The sequence below is a fragment of the Ramlibacter sp. G4-7 genome (genome assembly GCF_057784995.1).
On record NZ_JBYNTT010000001.1, the window covers coordinates 423,867 to 439,811 of the forward strand.

The window sequence follows — 15,945 nt, forward strand, 5'->3', positions numbered from 1 at the left end:
CAGCATGGCGGTACGGAACAATGAACAACAACGAAAGCATTCAGTCGGGATTCACGCTCATCGAGCTGATGATTGCCGTGGCCGTCGTCGCGATCCTGACCACTGTCGCCTATCCCTCCTACACGCAGCACCTGCGCAAGTCGCATCGCGCCGATGCACAGAGCACGCTGATGGCGCTGGCGAGCCGCCAGCAGCAGTTCCTGCTGGACACCCGTGCCTATGCGGCCACGGTCGATGCGCTCAACGTGCCCGTGCCGCCGAACGTGGCGAACCACTACAACGTGAGCCTCGCCCTCGGCGCCGGCGCCGCGCCGACCTTTACGCTGACCGCCGCGCCCCGAGGCGGACAGGCGGCCGACAAGTGCGGCACGCTCACCCTCGACAACACCGGCGCGAAGGCGCCCAACGGGTGCTGGTAGCCATGGTCCGCGCACTCCCATCCCGGCGGGGCGCCCGCCAGCGAGGCCTCACCCTCATCGAATTCATCGTCACGCTGATGGTGGCGGCGGTCCTGCTCGGGCTGGGCGTGCCGGGCTTCCAGAAGCTCGTCTCGGCGCAGCGCCTGCGCGCCGCCAGCTACAACCTCGTGTCCGACCTGGTGCTGGCACGCAACGAAGCGGTCAAGCGTCGCGCGACCGTGCAACTGGTGCCCTCGGCCGCGGGCTGGGGCGGCGGCTGGAGCGTGCAGTTCGCCGGCGGGACGCTCGCCCAGCGTGATCGCCCCGGTGTCGCCGTCACCAGCGGCCCGGCCCTGATCACGTTCGACGTCGATGGCCGGGTCGTCACGACCGATGCCGCAGTGCGCATCGGCCTGACGGGAAGCACCGGCAAGCGCTGCATCTCGCTCGATCCGTCCGGACGCCCCAAATCCACTTCCGTGGAGTGCCCGTCATGAGAAAGGCATCCGCCCAGAAGGGCTTCACGCTGCTCGAGGTGCTGGTCGCGATGTTGATCGTCGCCTTCGGTGTGCTCGGCTACGTGGGCCTGCAGGCGCGCACCGTCGTGGGCACCTTCGAGGGCTACCAGCGCGCCCAGGCGCTCGTGCTGCTGAACGACATCACGCAGCGCATGAACCTCAATCGCACCGCGGCTGCTTCCTATGTCGCCGTCAACATCGGCGCCACCGACCCCGGCGCCTGCCCGGTGACCCCGGTCGCGGCCCGCGACCTGTGCCAGTGGGCGCAGCTGCTGCGCGGCGCGGCCGAACAGCAGGCCGGCAACAAGGTCGGCGCAATCACCGCGGCGCGCGGCTGCATCGCCAGCCTCGGCAGCGACCAGTACATGGTGAGCGTCGTGTGGCAGGGCGTGCAGGCCACCGGGGCGACGCCCCTGACCTGCGGCAGCGGCGCCTACGCCAGCGAGAACCTGCGGCGCGGCGTGTCCACCGTGATCCGCATCGCCAACCTGACCGCCTCATGACCATGAAGCAGCGCGCACCCGGCCGGCAGGGCGGCTTCTCCCTGATCGAACTGATGGTCGGCGTGACCATCGGCCTGATGCTGGTGGCGGGCCTCGCCGTGCTCTTCGCCAACAGCAGCAAGTCGGCGGCCGAACACGAGAAGAGCCTGCGCCAGATCGAGAACGGGCGCTATTCGGTGGACCTGCTTGCGGAGGACCTCAGCGTGGCGGGGTATTTCGGCGAAGCGGTGGCCGAGGGCATGGCCGCCACCGTGTCGCCCTGCTCGCCCAGCGCCGCGGTCGCGGCCGACCTGGAGGCCAAGCGCGCGGCGGCCCCGCCCAAGCTGCCCTTCGGCGTGCAGGGCCTCACCGGCGACGAAGCCGATGCGCTCGGCTGCCTGGACCACCACGTCGCCGGCACGCCGGCGCTCGTGGTGCGCCGGCTCGTCACCACCGCCGTGCCCGTGGCGAGCATGGAAGTCGGCCACGTGTACGTGCAGGCGTCCAACAACACCTCGGATCTGAACGCCACCTACAAGGCGGCGACCACCGCCGCTCCGCTCGTGCTGAAGAACATGGACGGTTCGGTGAACAAGGTCCGCCGGTATCAGTCGCGGGTGTACTACGTCTCCAGCTGCAGCGACTGCGGGGTCGACACCATCCCCACCCTCAAGCGGCTGGAACTCAAGGGCGACCACGTGGTCGTGACGCCCATCGCCGAAGGCATAGAGCGCATCGGCTTCGACTACGGCTTCGACACCGATGCCGATGCGCTCCCGAACAGCTGGATCGGCCTGAACGGCCCCGGCGCGGGCGCGGCCTCCACGGCAGCCGCGGCGGCCGGGTGGGGCAACGTCGTCGCGGTGCGCGTCAACGTGCTGGCGCGAACCACGGAGTCTTCGGCGGGCTTCACCGACACGCGCACCTACGACATCGGTCTCGACGGCACGGCGTCGACCACCTCGATCGGCCCGTTCGACGACGCGTACAAGCGTCGCGCCTATTCGACGACGGTGCGCCTCAACAGCATTGCGGGACTGCGCGAATGACCGGCCAGAAGAAGTTCCAGAACGGCACCGCCCTGGTCGTGGCGCTGATCTTCCTGATCCTCATGAGCCTGTTCGCCATCAGCGCGTTCGACGGTTCCAGCACCAACCTGCGGGTGGTGGGCAACATGCAGGCGCGCCAGGAGGCGCTGGGCGCCGCCCAGGTCGCCGTGGAGCAGACGCTCAGCTCGCCGACCTTCAGCAGCAACCCCGACATCGTGGCCGCCAACGCGGTGAACGTGGACGTCGACGGCAACGGCACTGCCGACTACAGGGTCACGCTGACCCCGCAGCCCAAGTGCTACCGGATGCGGCCGATCAAGACGGTGGAACTCGATGCATCGCTGCCCGCGGACCTCGCGTGCATGAAGTCCGGCGTGGTCAACACGGGTGGCCTCGACGATGGCGAAGCGGGGGGCATCGCGGGCAATTCGCTGTGCTCCAGCACGGAGTGGAACGTGCGCGCGCAGGTGCAGGACGACCGCAGCGGCGCGCTGGTGGCGGTGAACCAGGGCGTGGCCATCCGCGTGCTGGAAACCGACGCCATGAACTCCTGCAAGTAAGAAGAAGAGAAGGACACACACGATGGGACACTTCCTGCGCCAGCTCTCCGCCGTGGCCGTCACCTTGTTCGCGGCGCTGCACTCCATCCCGGCCCAGTCGCAGAACACGAGCGACATCGACATCTACAGCGGCATTCCTTCGACCCAGGACATGCCCAACGTCCTGATCATCGTGGACAACGGGGCGAACTGGGACTACCTGGCACTGAAGAGGGCGTTCAAGTCCACGTTCAGCTCCCTGCCGGTCGACAAGTTCCGCGTCGGCATGGCGATGTTCACCCAGCAATCCGGCACCGACGGAGGCGCGTTCGTCTGGGCCGGCATCCGGCCGGTGGATACGGGCTACCGCACCAAGCTGGTGAACCTGGTGGATTCGTGGTCGGACGACACGCCCAACAAGGGCGGCCACAAGACCGACATGAACTCCGTGTCGCCGTCCATGGGCATGGTGGAAGCCTGGCACTACTTCGCCGGGAAGAGGCCCATCATCGGCGTGCCGGGCAGCGAAGTGAAGGTGGACTACGCCGGCAACACCAACGCCAAGATCCCGGCCGAGGTCGCGATCTACGGTACGCCCGGCAACGCCGTCACCGCCAGCAGTTCGCCCAACTACAACAACTCGTTCGCGGTCGGCAACTGCGCGCCGAACTACGTCATCTTCATCAGCAACGGCCCCGCGGGCAAGACGAACGAATGGGGCGACACCGCCTCCGGTTCGGCGCGCGGCCGCCTGAACGCCGCAATCACCGAGTTCAACAACACGCACGCGGACACCAAGCTCCCGGCGCCCACGCAACTGGTGATGAACGTGACGAAGTACCAGGGCCTCGTCGCGGACGAGTGGGCGCGCTTCATGAAGCAGTCCGACCAGTCCATCACCACCTTCACCATCGACGTGGCCAAGGCGGCGCAGGCCGATGACTGGCGCCCGCTGCTCAAGAGCATGGCCTCCGCCAGCGGCGGCGAGTACTTCTATGCGGGCGACGACGTCGGCACGCAGCTCGATGCCGCGATGCGCAGCATCTTCAACAAGATCCAGTCGGTCAACAGCGTGTTCGCCTCCGCGAGCCTGCCGGTGTCGGTCAACGCGCGCGGCACCTACCTGAACCAGGTGTTCATGGGCATGTTCCGTCCGGACGGCACGAGCAAGCCGCGCTGGCGCGGCAACCTCAAGCAGTTCCGCTTCGGCTACGACGTGACCACGGACAGCCTGAGCCTCGTGGACCCCTACGGCAAGGCAGCGATCACGGGCGCCACCGGCTTCATCAACCCGGAAGCGACTTCGTACTGGTCCCATCCCAGCACCTTCTGGGTCAACCAGCCGCTGGGCTCCCTCGACGCGTCCCTGACCTCCGACGCGCCCGACGGCGAGGTGGTCGAGAAGGGCGGCGTGGCCCAGTTGATCCGCGAGACCTACGCGACCAGCCAGGCCAGCCGCAAGATCCTCACCTGCATCGGCTGCACGGGCAACACCAATCTCGCCACCACCACCGGCACGCAGTTCAACACCACCAACGTGTCCCGCACTGCGTTGAACGTCACGACCGACGCGGAGCGCGACCTGCTGGTGAACTGGTTCCGCGGCAACGACAACGCCGGCGACGAACGAGGACCCGGCGGCAGCGTGAACATCCGCCCCAGCGTGCACGGCGACGTGCTGCACTCGCGGCCGGCGGTGGTGAACTACGGCGGAGACACCGGCGTGGTCGTGTTCTACGGGGCCAACGACGGCCTGTTGCGGGCCGTCAACGGCAACCAGTCCGGAACGGGCGCCGGCCAGGAACTCTGGGGCTTCATCCCGGAGGAACACCTGAAGAACATCAAGCGCCTGCGCGGCAACGCGCCGCTGATCCGGCTGTCGACGACCATCATGCCCGGAACGCCCAGCACGTCGGACCCGGCGCCGCGCGACTACTTCGCCGACGGCCCGATCGGGGTGTACCAGAAGATGAACCGGGGCGTCGCCGAGAAGGTGGTCCTGTTCGCGGCGATGCGCCGCGGCGGCCGCTTCCTCTACGCGCTCGACGTGACCAATCCGGCGCAGCCCGTCTTCCTGTGGAAGAAGTCGAACACCGACATCCCGGTGCTGGGCCAGACCTGGTCGGAGCCGAAGGTGGCGCGCCTGCGCGGCTACACCAACCCGGTGCTGATCATGGGCGCGGGCTACGACGCTGGTGCCGAGGACCTGACGCCCCCCGGCACGACGACCATGGGCAACGCCGTCCTCGTGCTGGACGCCACCGACGGCAGCGTGGTGAAGAAGTTCGACACCGATCGCAGCGTCCCCGCGGACATCTCGCTGGTGGACGCCGACTACGACGGCCTGGTCGACCGCGCCTACGCGGTGGATGTCGGCGGCAACCTGTACCGGATCGACTTCGAGACGCCCACGAGCCAGGGCGCGGCCGACTGGAGCATGTACAAGGTGGCGGCGCTTTCCACCGGCGCCACCACCATCCGCAAGTTCTTCTACCCGCCCGACGTCGTGCTGGCCCGGACGTTCGCCGCCGTGCTGCTCGCCACCGGCGACCGCGAGAAGCCGCTCGCGACCACCAGCGACGACCGCTTCTTCACCCTCTACGACACCAACACGGCCAAGGGCAGGCCGGATCCGCTGCCCACGCCCATCGTGCCGAGCCAGCTGGGCCTGGTCGGCGGCGCCGCCTCCATGGAAAATGGCTGCTACATCCCCTTCTCGAGCAACGGGGAAAAGGCCGTGAACGCGCCGGTGACCGCCGCGGGCATCACCTACTTCAGCACCAACCGGCCGACGCCGGCCCAGCCGGGGGTGTGCGTGAACAACCTCGGCGAGGCCAAGAGCTATTCCGCGCCGCTGTTCTGCAAGGCCGCAACGTTCCAGCAGATCAAGGGCGGCGGCCTGCCGCCCAGCCCGGTGGTGGGCGTGGTCAGCGTCACCTACACGGTGACGGCCGCCGACGGCAGCCAGCAGACGGTGGAAAAGCAGGTGCCCTTCATCATCGGCGGCCCGAACTCCAAGAACTCCGGCATCGAAGGCACGAAGGTGAAGCCCACCGTCACGCCGACGCGCAAGCGCAAGTACTGGTACCTGGAAAACGCACGCTAGGGCACTGCGCGGCACGCTCCCTGGCGGGGCGTGCTCAGCGTGACCGCAGCGCCGCTGGTCGGGGGGGACGGCGGCCTCCCGCGTCCAGGCCGAAGCCAGCAGCAGGAACACCAGCGCCGCACCACGCAAGGCGGTGCGTATCATGCGCGGGTCAATCCTTTCTGGCAGGCATTCTATGAACTTGGGTATCGCGGGCAAATGGGCGCTGGTGTGCGGCGCAAGCAAGGGTCTCGGTTTCGGTTGTGCGCAGGCACTCGCGCGCGAAGGGGTGCACGTCGTGATCGTGGCGCGCGGGGCGGAAGCCCTGGAGGCGGCGGCGGCGCGCCTGCGGCAGGAAGCGCCGCAGGGCACGCAGGTGGAAGCCATCGCGGTGGACATCACCACGGCCGAGGGCCGGGCGAAGGTCTTCGGCTTCCGCAAGGACTACGACATCGTGGTGACCAATGCCGGCGGGCCACCGCCCGGCGATTTCCGCGACTGGGACCGCGACGCCTGGATCAAGGCGGTGGACGCCAACATGCTGACGCCCATCGAGCTGATCAAGGCCACGGTGGACGGCATGGCCGCGCGCGGCTTCGGGCGCATCGTCAACATCACCTCCAGCTCGGTGAAGTCGCCGATCGACATCCTGGGCCTGTCCAACGGCGCGCGCAGCGGCCTGACGGGCTTCGTCGCCGGCGTCGCGCGCACGAGCAAGCTGGCGTCGGCCAATGTCACGATCAACAACCTGCTGCCCGGCACCTTCGACACCGACCGCATCAAGACGACGCTGGAAGGCGGCGCGAAGAAGGCCGGCAAGACCGTGGACGAAATGCGCCAGCAGCGCATGAACACCATCCCGGCCAAGCGCTTCGGCACGCCCGAGGAGTTCGGCACGACCTGCGCGTTCCTGTGCAGCGCCCATGCGAGCTACATCACGGGTCAGAACGTCCTGATCGACGGCGGCGCCTACCCCGGCACCTACTGAGCACCGGAAGCCGGCAACGCCGGCCCCGTGCGCGCTGCTAGCGTCGCGACGTGACCACGATGCCGCTCACGATGAGCACGAAGGCAAGCGCGTGGTACAGGCGCGGCGGCTCGCCGAGGAAGGCTGCCGACAGGATCGCGGCGAACAGCGGCGTCAGGTTGGAGAAGAAGCCGGCGATGTTGGGGCCCACGCGCTGCACGCCCGCGCCCCAGCAGCGGTACGCGACGATGGCCGGTCCGGTCGCGATGAAGGCCAGCGCCAGCAGCAGCGGCTTGCCCCACACGATGGACTGGGGGTTCACGACCGTTTCCGCGGCCGCGAACATACCCGACCAGGCGAGGCCGGGGACCAGCTGCGCCATGAGGAAACCCGCCCAGTCGGAGCGCACCGCGGGCGGGTCGCCGGGCCGCGTGAGCAGCCAGCTGTACAGCGCCCAGGCGGCGGTGGCCAGCAGGATGTAGAGGTCCCCGGGCACGAAGCGCACCTCCGCCAGGTGCGCAGGCTCGCCGCGGCACAGCACGAGCAGCACGCCCGCGATGGACAGCACAGCGCCCAGCACCTGGCGGCCGGTGATGCGCTGGCCGAAGAAGGCCGCGCCCAGCCCGAGCATGAAGGCCGGGATGCTGGAAGCGACCAGGGTGACGTTGATGGGCGTCGAGGTCTTCAGGGCCTGGTACTGCAGGGCGTTGTAGCAGCCGATGCCCAGGAAGCCGAGCACCGCGTAGCGGCCGATCCGGTCCCACAGGGGGCTCCCCGCCCCGAGCAGGCGCCACGCGAAGGGCAGCAGGAGCACGAACGCGATGGCCCAGCGCATGAAGTTGAGCATCAGCGGCGGCACCAGCGGCGCGACGACGCGGCCCACCACCGCGTTGCCTGCCCACATCAGGGGCGGAAGCGTCAGGAAGAGGACGGTGGAGAAGGTCAGGCGCTGGTTCATGGGGGACGGGCGGGCAGCCGGGCACTTTAGCCGAAGGCCCCGAGGCGGCGCCGGCGGTTTCGTGGCAGGATGCGCGCCATTCCCCGACCACAACGCAGGAGACCCCCGTGAGCAAAGCCGTCCAGATCCGCCAGCACGGTGGCGCCGAGCAGATGGAAATCGTCGACGTGCAGGTCGGCGACCCCGGCCCCGGGGAGATCCGCATCCGCCACAAGGCCATCGGACTGAACTTCATCGACGTCTACCAGCGCAGCGGCCTGTACCCCATGGCCATGCCGCTGTCGCTGGGTATGGAAGCCTCGGGCATCGTCGAGGCCGTGGGCGCCGGCGTCACGCACCTGAAGGCGGGGGACCGCGCAGCCTACGCCAGCCATCCGCCGGGCTCCTACTCCGAACTGCGCGTGATGCCGGCCAAGAACGTGTGCAAGCTGCCCGACGCCATCAGCTTCGAGACCGGCGCGGCAATGATGCTCAAGGGCCTCACCGCGCAATACCTCCTCAAGCGCACGCTGCCGCAAGGCGGCCTGCAGCCGGGCGACTATGTGCTGTTCCACGCCGCCGCGGGTGGCGTGGGCCTGATCGCCTGCCAGTGGGCCAAGGCGCTGGGGCTGCAACTGATAGGCACGGCGGGCAGCGAGGAGAAGTGCCAGCTGGCCAAGTCGCTGGGCGCGGCGCACGTGATCAACTACAACAAGGAAGACTTCAAGCCCCGCGTCATGGAGATCACCGGCGGCCAGGGCGTGAAGGTGGTGTACGACTCCGTGGGCAAGGACACCTGGGACAAGTCCCTGGACTGCCTGCGGCCCTTCGGCCTGATGGCAAGCTTCGGCAATTCCTCGGGCCCGCCGGCCCCCTTCGCGCCCGGCGTCCTGGGCGTGAAGGGCTCGCTCTACGTGACGCGCCAGACGCTGTTCACGCACATCGCCACGCGCGAAGCCACGCAGCAGATGGCCGACGACCTGTTCGACGTCGTCACCAGCGGCAAGGTGCAGATCCGCATCGACCAGCGCTTCCCGCTGGCGCAGGTGCGCGAAGCGCACCAGGCCCTGGAGGCGCGCAAGACCACCGGCAGCACCATCCTGACGCTGTAGCCGCCTGCCAGCCGAACTGCGACCCTGCACGGCCGTTCGGCTGGAGTGATGCGTTTCCTACAAGGGCTTGGCTTGCGGGCTTTCAGCCGGGCCGTAGGGCCAGGCCTACAGTCGTCCACGAGGCAGGCACAGCCGCCTGTCCGCCGGAGACCATGCCATGACCTTTCGTGCCTACATCGTCGAGGACAGCTCGACGATCCGGGACAACCTGATCGAAACCCTGAAGGACCTGGCCAAATTCGAGCCGGTCGGCGCCACCGAATCCGAGCACGAGGCCAGGCGCTGGCTCGCCGCCAATCCCTGGGACCTGGCCATCATCGACCTCTTCCTGCGCGAAGGCAGCGGCATGAACGTGCTGGAGGCCTGCCGCAAGCGCCAGCCCGGCCAGAAGGTCGTCATCCTCTCCAACCACTCCACGCGTGACGTGCGCTGGCGCTGCCAGCAGCTCGGCGCCGATGCCTGCTTCGACAAGTCCACCGAGCTCGAGGCCTTGATCACCTACTGCGCCGAGCTCGCGCAGCGCCACGACACCCCGGCGGCGGACGCTGCATCCAGCGGGTCCACGGCTCGGGCCGCGGCCTAGGGGGCACACCGACGCGCGCGTACATCGCGCCCGACTGCTGGCACAGTACGGCTCCTGACAAGATGAGGGAGCAGCCGTGGCGATCGACATCCTGGCCCTGGGCGAGCCCATGGTCGAATTCAACCAGACGGGCGCCGGAGGAGGCCGCAGCTACCTGCAGGGCTTCGGCGGCGACACGTCCAATGCGGCGATCGCAGCGGCACGCCAGGGCGCGACCGTGGGCTACCTGTCGGCCGTCGGTGACGACGTGTACGGCGCGATGCTGCGCGGCCTGTGGCGCGCCGAAGGCGTGGACGACGCCGGCGTGCGGACCGACGCGGAAGGCTTCACCGCCGTGTACTTCGTGACGCACGATGCGGGGGGCCACCAGTTCAGCTTCTTCCGCAAGGGCTCGGCGGCGAGCCGCATGCGCCCCGAAGACCTGCCGCGCGAGCGCATCGCGCAGGCCCGCGTGCTGCACCTGTCCGGCATTTCCGCCGCCCTCTCGGACAGCGCCTGCGACACCTGCTTCGCCGCCGTGGCGGCCGCCCGGGCCGCCGGCGTGCAGGTCTCCTTCGACACCAACCTGCGCCTGAAGCTCTGGCCGATCGCGCGGGCGGGCGCGGTGATGCGCGAGCTCATTCGGCAAAGCGACATCTGCCTGCCCAGCCTGGACGACGTGCAGGCGATCAGCGGCCTGCGGGAGCCGGAGGCGCTGCTCGACTTCTGCCTGGGCCTGGGAGCGAAGGTCGTCGCGCTGAAGATGGGCGCGCAGGGCGCACTGGTCAGCGACGGCGTGCAGCGCTGGCGGCTGCCGCCGCACCGCTGCACGCCGGTGGACGCCACCGGGGCCGGCGACACCTTCGGCGGCGCGCTGCTGGCGCGCATCGTCGCGGGCGACGCATTGCCCGACGCTGCGCGCTATGCGGTGGTCGCCTCGGCGCTTTCCACCGAGGCTTACGGTGCGGTGGAACCCATCCCCCGGGCGGAGCAGGTGCGCGCCGCCTTGCGGCACTACGCCGGATGAACGCGGCGGGTGCGCGGACGCCTCAGAGCAGCGCGCCCTGGCGGCTGTCCGGCGCGCGGAAGCGGCTGGGCGCCAGCGCGCCGGCGGAGTCGAGGATCGGGTAGGCGATCGAGCAGATGTGCGAGTTGATGCGCTTGAGGTCGCTGATCAGGTCGAGGTGCAGCGAACTGGTCTCGATGCTGTGCATCGTGTTCTCGCTCAGGCGCGTGAGGTGGGTGCCGGCGTAGGCGCGCTCGAGGTCGCGGAAGCGCGCCTTTTCCTCCAGCAGCTTCTGGGCGTCGCGCACCGAGCCGTTGAGGAACACGCTCATGCCCAGGCGCAGGTTGTCCACCAGGCGCGCGTGCAGCTCGCAGATCTCTGCCATGCCCGCGTCGGAAAAGCGGCGCCCCTTCTTGATCTTCTTGTCCTCGATGTCCAGCAGGATGCGCTCGATGATGTCGCCGATCTGCTCCATGTTGATCGTGAAGCTGATGATGTCCGTCCAGCGGCGGCTTTCCTCGTCGCCCAGGGCCTCGCGCGAGATCTTGGTCAGGTAGTACTTGATGGCGGAGTAGAGCTGGTCGACCGTGTCGTCCATCTTGCGCAGCTCCTCGGCCAGGCGCAGGTCGTTGTCCTTGATCACCCGCAGCATGCCGAGCAGCATGGTTTCCACGATGTCGGCCTGGTGCAGCGCTTCGCGCGCGGCATTGGAGATGGCCAGGGACGGCGTGACGAGGGCCGAGGGATCGAGATGGTGCGGCCGGCCCGCCACCATGTTCTTGTCGGCCTTCGGCAGCCATTGCTCCACCAGCCCGGCAACCCGGTGCGTCAGCCCGAGGAAGCCGACCGCGATGAGGAAGTTGAACGTCAGGTGGTACAGGACCACGAGCGTCGCGTGTTCGGCGATGTAGGGGCTGGCGTGCCGCACCCACAGGCCCACGAAGGGCGCGGCCAGCAGCACGCCCACGGCCTTGAACACCAGGTTGCCCATGGGCACCTGGCGCACCTCGACCGCCGAATTCGCGGTCGCGACCACGGCCAGCAGGCCGCTGCCCAGGTTCGCACCCAGCGTGAGGCCCAGGGCGACGTCGATCGGGATGGCGCCGGAGCTTGCCAGCGTGGCCGTGAGCAGCACGATCGCGAGGCTGGAATAGGCCAGCACCGCCAGCACGGCGCCGACCGTGATCTCCAGCAGGATGTCGCTGGACAGGGACTCCAGCATGGCCTTGACCGCCGGGGCGCGCACGATGATGCCGGTGGACTCCGCCACCAGGCGCAAGGCGAGCAGCATCAGGCCGAGGCCGATCAGCACGCGGCCGAAGCGGCCGAGCGGCGTCGACTGGCGGGTGATGAACAGCACCACGCCCACCAGGATGAACAGGGGCGACAGCCAGGACAGGTCGAAGGAGAACACCACCGTCATCAGGCTGCTGCCGACGTCGGCCCCCAGCATGACCGCCAGCGCCGTGGCGAGGCCGACCAGGCCCTGGCCCACGAAGGAGGAGACGATCAGCGCCGTGGCGGTGCTGGACTGCACCAGCGCCGTGACGCCGAGCCCCGCCATGGCGGCGGTGGGGCGGGTGGCGATGCTGCGCGCGAGCACGTGGCGCAGGTTGCCGCCGAAGACGCGCAGGATGCCGGTGCGAACGAGATATGTGCCCCAGACCAGCAGCGCCACGGCTGCCAGCAGGTTCAGCAGATGCTTCATGTTTGAAACAATGATACGCCGCCCGTGCCGAGGACAGGGTAAAGCCGTATCTTGCTGTCCACACACGGCCCGTCATCCCCGCGCGGGGGATGACGTAGTGCACGGAGGCGGCGTGCGCGCCCCCGCACGCGAACTATTTGCTGCGCCGCACGCGCAGGAGCTCGTCGAGGATCAACCCGATCGCGCCGATGGTGATGGCCGTGTCGGCCACGTTGAAGGCCGGGAAGTACCAGCGCTGCTGCCAGTGGAACTGCAGGAAGTCGACGACGTAGCCGTGCAGCAGCCGGTCGATCACGTTGCCGACCGCGCCGCCGAGGATGCAGGCCAGCGAGAAGCAGAACAGCCGCTGCCCGGCATGGCTGCGCAGCAGGTAGAGGATGAACAGCGTGGCCGCCGCCCCGATGCCCACGAACAGCCAGCGCTGCCAGCCCGAGGCCGCCGCCAGGAAGGAGAACGCGGCGCCGGTGTTGTGCGCCCGGACGATGTTGAAGAAGGGCGCGATGGTGGTCGAGTCGCCGTACTGGTAGGAGCCGAGGATCAGGACCTTGGTGAACTGGTCGGCGATCAGGACGATCAGCGCCAGCCCCAGCCAGGGCAGGATGCCCTGCGACTGCAAGCCGGAACGGGTGAAGGAGGTGGTGCGGGCCATCAGGCGTGCTCCCGGGGCTCGCCCGCGCCGAACAGGTTGCTCACGCAGCGCCCGCAGATCGCCGGGTGCTCGGCGTCGACGCCGACGTCGGCGCGCCAGTGCCAGCAGCGGTCGCACTTGGCCTGCGTGCTGGGATGGGCCTCGATCGCGAGCTCGGCGCCCGCCTGCAGCTTCACGGCGGAGGCGATGAAGACGAACTTCAGGTCCTCGCCCAGGCTGGCGAGCAGCGCATGGTCCTCAGGTGGCGCCGTGATCACGAGGTTGGCCTGCAGGGAAGAACCGACGCGGCCCTTCTCGCGCAGCGCCTCGATCTCCTTGTTGGCCGCGTCGCGGATGGCGCGGATGCGGCTCCACCTGGCCAGCAGCGTCGCGTCCGGTCCGCCGATCTCGGCGTACTCCTCCAGGAAGATGGACGGGGAGCTGCCGAACAGCTTCCAGGCCTCTTCGGCCGTGAAGGACAGGAAGGGCGCCATCCAGCGCAGCATGGCATGCGTGATGTTCCACAGCGCCGTCTGGGCGCTGCGGCGCGCCAGTGAACGGGGCGCCGTGGTGTAGAGGCGGTCCTTCAGCACGTCGAGGTAGAAGGCGCCCAGGTCCTCGGAGCAATAGACCTGCAGCTTCGCCACCACCGGGTGGAACTCGTAGACCTCGTAGTGGGCCAGTACCTCCGCCTGGAATTCGGCGGCGCGCGCGAGCGCGTAGCGGTCGATCTCCAGCATCTCGCCGAGCGGCACGGCGTCCCGCGCCGGGTCGAAGTCGCTCACGTTGGCCAGCAGGAAGCGCAGGGTGTTGCGGATGCGCCGGTACGCGTCCACGACGCGCGCGAGGATCTTGTCGTCGCCGGCGATGTCGCCCGAATAGTCCGAGGCGGCCACCCACAGGCGGATGATCTCCGCGCCCAGCTTCTTGCTGGTCTCCTGCGGATCGACGCCGTTGCCCAGCGACTTGGACATCTTGCGGCCCTGGCTGTCCACGGTGAAGCCGTGCGTGAGCAGGCCGCGGTAGGGCGCGCGGCCGTACATGGCGCAGGCGGTGAGCAGCGAGGAGTGGAACCAGCCGCGGTGCTGGTCGTGGCCTTCCAGGTACAGGTCCGCCTCGGGGCCGCTCTCGTGCGCGGCCCCCGCGTGCGAGCCCTTGAGCACGGTGGTGTGCGTGGTGCCCGAGTCGAACCAGACTTCCAGGATGTCCTGGCTCTTGCTGTAGGCCGGCGCATCGGCGGCGGCGCCCACCTTGGCGAGGATCTCCTCGGTGGAGGCCTTGCTCCAGGCCTCGATCCCGCCGGCCAGCACGATGTCCGCCGCGACGTCGAGGATCTCCGGCGTCTTCGGATGCAGCTCGCCCGAGTCCTTGTGCAGGAACAGCGGCAGCGGCACGCCCCAGCTGCGCTGGCGCGAGATGCACCAGTCGGGCCGGCCGGCGATCATGTCGCGCAGGCGGGCCTGGCCGTTCTCCGGGTAGAAGCTGGTCTCCTCGATCGCCTTGAGCGCCATGTTGCGCAGCGTGTCGGGCGCCTTGTCCTTGGTGAACACGCCGGCGCCTTCGTCCATGCGGATGAACCACTGGGCCGCGGCGCGGTAGATCACCGGCGTCTTGTGGCGCCAGCAGTGCGGATAGCTGTGGACGATCGCTTCGGTGGCGAACAGGCGCCCCGCCTTGTCCAGCGTGTCGATGATGTGGGGGACGGCCTTCCAGATGTTCTCGCCGCCGAACAGCGCGAAATCGGGCGCGTAGGAGCCGTTGCCCTGCACCGGATTCAGGATGTCGTCGTACTTCACCCCATGGGCGACGCAGCTGTTGAAGTCGTCCAGGCCATAGGCCGGCGAGGAGTGGACGATGCCGGTGCCATCTTCGGCGGTCGCGTAGTCGGCCAGGTACACGGGCGACAGGCGCCTGTAGCCGGGGTCGACGTCGTACAGCGGATGCCGGAATTCGAGGCCGCCGAGGTTCCTGCCTTCGGTGGTGGCGAGCACCCGGCCTTCGAGCTTGTAGCGCGCAAGCGCCTTCTCGACCAGCACCTCGGCCAGGATCAGGCGGCCGCGCGGCGTGTCGACCAGCGCGTAGACGATCTCCGGGTTCAGGTTCAGCGCCTGGTTGGCCGGGATGGTCCACGCGGTCGTCGTCCAGATGACGGCGAAGATGTCTTCGCTGCCTGCCCTCCCGGAGGAGGGCTGGGGCGGGGGCGCGAGGCCGAAGGCCGCATGCACCTTCGCCGGTTCGTTGGCCTTGAAGCCGACGTCCAGCGTCTGCGACTTCTTGTCGGCGTACTCGATCTCGAACTCGGCCAGCGAGGAGCCGCAGTCGAAGCACCAGTACACGGGTTTCAGGCCGCGGTAGACGAAGCCGCGCTCCATCACGCGCTTGAAGGCGCGGATCTCCAGGGACTCGTTGACGAAGTCCATGGTCTTGTACGGATGGTCCCAGTCGCCCAGCACCCCCAGGCGCTTGAAGTCGCCCATCTGGATGCCGATCTGCTCGGTCGCGAAGGCGCGGCTTTTGGCCTGCATCTCGTCGCGCGGCAGGTTGCGGCCGAACTTCTTCTCGATCGCGTTCTCGATCGGCAGGCCGTGGCAGTCCCAGCCGGGGATGTAGGCCGCGTCCAGCCCCTTGAGCTGGCGCGACTTGACGATCATGTCCTTGAGGATCTTGTTGACCGCGTGCCCCATGTGGATCTGGCCATTGGCATAGGGCGGGCCGTCGTGCAGGACGAACTTCTGGCGGCCGCAGCGCGCCTCGCGCAGGCGCTTGTACAGCCCTTGGTCCTCCCACTCCTTCACCCAGCCGGGCTCCCGCTTGGGCAGGTCGCCGCGCATGGGAAAGGGCGTATCGGGCAGGTTCAGGGTCGCGCGGTAATCGGTCTTGTCGGTCATGGAAAGCCTTGATCTGTCATCCCGGCGTCGCGCCGGGATCCATCGGGGAACGGAGAGCCATGGATT

Annotated in this window: 14 protein-coding genes; 10 read left to right on the forward strand and 4 right to left on the reverse strand. The window is 68.7% G+C overall.

All coding sequences use genetic code 11. From position 1 onward, the window contains the following. Window positions 1-20 precede the first annotated feature (20 nt). From AC3EGR_RS02070 to AC3EGR_RS02100, 7 genes are all read left to right on the forward strand, one after another. The gene (locus AC3EGR_RS02070) at window positions 21-419 is read left to right on the forward strand and encodes a type IV pilin protein (protein ID WP_488544768.1); all 399 of its coding nucleotides are present in this window, start codon (window positions 21-23) and stop codon (window positions 417-419) included. Window positions 420-421: 2 nt separating this feature from the next. Next, a complete protein-coding gene (locus AC3EGR_RS02075; RefSeq protein WP_488544769.1) occupies window positions 422-895 on the forward strand; it encodes a GspH/FimT family pseudopilin in 474 nt (157 codons plus the stop codon). Next, on the forward strand, window positions 892-1,419 hold the full coding sequence (gene pilV, locus AC3EGR_RS02080; RefSeq protein WP_488544770.1) for a type IV pilus modification protein PilV: 528 nt from the start codon (window positions 892-894) through the stop codon (window positions 1,417-1,419). Before AC3EGR_RS02075 ends, pilV begins: the two co-directional genes overlap by 4 nt. Next, window positions 1,416-2,447 carry a PilW family protein gene (locus AC3EGR_RS02085; RefSeq protein WP_488544771.1) on the forward strand — a complete coding sequence of 344 codons (1,032 nt, stop codon included), beginning with the start codon at window positions 1,416-1,418 and terminating at the stop codon, window positions 2,445-2,447. Before pilV ends, AC3EGR_RS02085 begins: the two co-directional genes overlap by 4 nt. Beyond that, window positions 2,444-3,007: a pilus assembly PilX family protein gene (locus AC3EGR_RS02090; RefSeq protein WP_488544772.1), complete on the forward strand. Its 564-nt coding sequence runs from the start codon at window positions 2,444-2,446 to the stop codon at window positions 3,005-3,007. Before AC3EGR_RS02085 ends, AC3EGR_RS02090 begins: the two co-directional genes overlap by 4 nt. 22 nt (window positions 3,008-3,029) lie before the next feature. Then, window positions 3,030-6,092 (forward strand): pilus assembly protein, encoded by a 3,063-nt coding sequence (locus AC3EGR_RS02095; protein WP_488544773.1) that lies wholly within the window; start codon window positions 3,030-3,032, stop codon window positions 6,090-6,092. A 175-nt stretch (window positions 6,093-6,267) separates the two neighbouring features. Next, window positions 6,268-7,059 carry an SDR family oxidoreductase gene (locus AC3EGR_RS02100; protein WP_488544774.1) on the forward strand — a complete coding sequence of 264 codons (792 nt, stop codon included), beginning with the start codon at window positions 6,268-6,270 and terminating at the stop codon, window positions 7,057-7,059. A gap of 37 nt (window positions 7,060-7,096) precedes the next feature. Here AC3EGR_RS02100 and AC3EGR_RS02105 read toward each other — a convergent pair whose 3' ends face one another. Further along, a complete protein-coding gene (locus AC3EGR_RS02105) occupies window positions 7,097-7,996 on the reverse strand; it encodes a DMT family transporter (protein ID WP_488544775.1) in 900 nt (299 codons plus the stop codon). A 107-nt stretch (window positions 7,997-8,103) separates the two neighbouring features. On the opposite strand from AC3EGR_RS02105, the gene AC3EGR_RS02110 reads away from it, so the two are divergent. The 3 genes from AC3EGR_RS02110 (at window position 8,104) to AC3EGR_RS02120 (ending at window position 10,676) form a co-directional block, all read left to right on the forward strand. Further along, window positions 8,104-9,087 (forward strand): quinone oxidoreductase family protein, encoded by a 984-nt coding sequence (locus AC3EGR_RS02110; RefSeq protein WP_488544776.1) that lies wholly within the window; start codon window positions 8,104-8,106, stop codon window positions 9,085-9,087. Window positions 9,088-9,244: 157 nt separating this feature from the next. Further along, window positions 9,245-9,670, forward strand: coding sequence for a response regulator (locus tag AC3EGR_RS02115; RefSeq protein ID WP_488544777.1), 426 nt, complete (start codon window positions 9,245-9,247; stop codon window positions 9,668-9,670). A 109-nt stretch (window positions 9,671-9,779) separates the two neighbouring features. After that, the gene (locus AC3EGR_RS02120; protein WP_488544955.1) at window positions 9,780-10,676 is read left to right on the forward strand and encodes a sugar kinase; all 897 of its coding nucleotides are present in this window, start codon (window positions 9,780-9,782) and stop codon (window positions 10,674-10,676) included. Window positions 10,677-10,698: 22 nt separating this feature from the next. Here the strand turns inward: AC3EGR_RS02120 and AC3EGR_RS02125 are convergent, their stop codons facing one another. The 3 genes from AC3EGR_RS02125 to ileS all read right to left on the reverse strand — a co-directional run bounded on the left by AC3EGR_RS02125 (window position 10,699) and on the right by ileS (window position 15,879). Next, window positions 10,699-12,363, reverse strand: coding sequence for a Na/Pi cotransporter family protein (locus tag AC3EGR_RS02125; protein WP_488544778.1), 1,665 nt, complete (start codon window positions 12,361-12,363; stop codon window positions 10,699-10,701). 133 nt (window positions 12,364-12,496) lie between these two features. Then, entirely contained in the window at window positions 12,497-13,012 is a 516-nt protein-coding gene (gene lspA, locus AC3EGR_RS02130) for a signal peptidase II (protein WP_488544779.1), read from the reverse strand. Continuing rightward, window positions 13,012-15,879, reverse strand: a complete 2,868-nt coding sequence (gene ileS / locus AC3EGR_RS02135; protein WP_488544780.1) for an isoleucine--tRNA ligase — start codon at window positions 15,877-15,879, stop codon at window positions 13,012-13,014. The genes lspA and ileS overlap by 1 nt, the downstream gene beginning before the upstream one ends. Between the last annotated feature and the right edge of the window lie 66 nt (window positions 15,880-15,945).

Excerpts from the sequence above, each read along its gene's own strand:
- AC3EGR_RS02070 (WP_488544768.1), top strand. The coding sequence starts at position 21 with ATGAACAACAACGAAAGCATTCAGTCGGGATTCACGCTCATCGAGCTG.
- AC3EGR_RS02075 (WP_488544769.1), top strand. The coding sequence starts at position 422 with ATGGTCCGCGCACTCCCATCCCGGCGGGGCGCCCGCCAGCGAGGCCTC.
- pilV (WP_488544770.1), top strand. The coding sequence starts at position 892 with ATGAGAAAGGCATCCGCCCAGAAGGGCTTCACGCTGCTCGAGGTGCTG.
- AC3EGR_RS02085 (WP_488544771.1), top strand. The coding sequence starts at position 1,416 with ATGACCATGAAGCAGCGCGCACCCGGCCGGCAGGGCGGCTTCTCCCTG.
- AC3EGR_RS02090 (WP_488544772.1), top strand. The coding sequence starts at position 2,444 with ATGACCGGCCAGAAGAAGTTCCAGAACGGCACCGCCCTGGTCGTGGCG.
- AC3EGR_RS02095 (WP_488544773.1), top strand. The coding sequence starts at position 3,030 with ATGGGACACTTCCTGCGCCAGCTCTCCGCCGTGGCCGTCACCTTGTTC.
- AC3EGR_RS02100 (WP_488544774.1), top strand. The coding sequence starts at position 6,268 with ATGAACTTGGGTATCGCGGGCAAATGGGCGCTGGTGTGCGGCGCAAGC.
- AC3EGR_RS02105 (WP_488544775.1), bottom strand. The coding sequence starts at position 7,996 with ATGAACCAGCGCCTGACCTTCTCCACCGTCCTCTTCCTGACGCTTCCG.
- AC3EGR_RS02115 (WP_488544777.1), top strand. The coding sequence starts at position 9,245 with ATGACCTTTCGTGCCTACATCGTCGAGGACAGCTCGACGATCCGGGAC.
- AC3EGR_RS02120 (WP_488544955.1), top strand. The coding sequence starts at position 9,780 with ATGGTCGAATTCAACCAGACGGGCGCCGGAGGAGGCCGCAGCTACCTG.
- AC3EGR_RS02125 (WP_488544778.1), bottom strand. The coding sequence starts at position 12,363 with ATGAAGCATCTGCTGAACCTGCTGGCAGCCGTGGCGCTGCTGGTCTGG.
- lspA (WP_488544779.1), bottom strand. The coding sequence starts at position 13,012 with ATGGCCCGCACCACCTCCTTCACCCGTTCCGGCTTGCAGTCGCAGGGC.
- ileS (WP_488544780.1), bottom strand. The coding sequence starts at position 15,879 with ATGACCGACAAGACCGATTACCGCGCGACCCTGAACCTGCCCGATACG.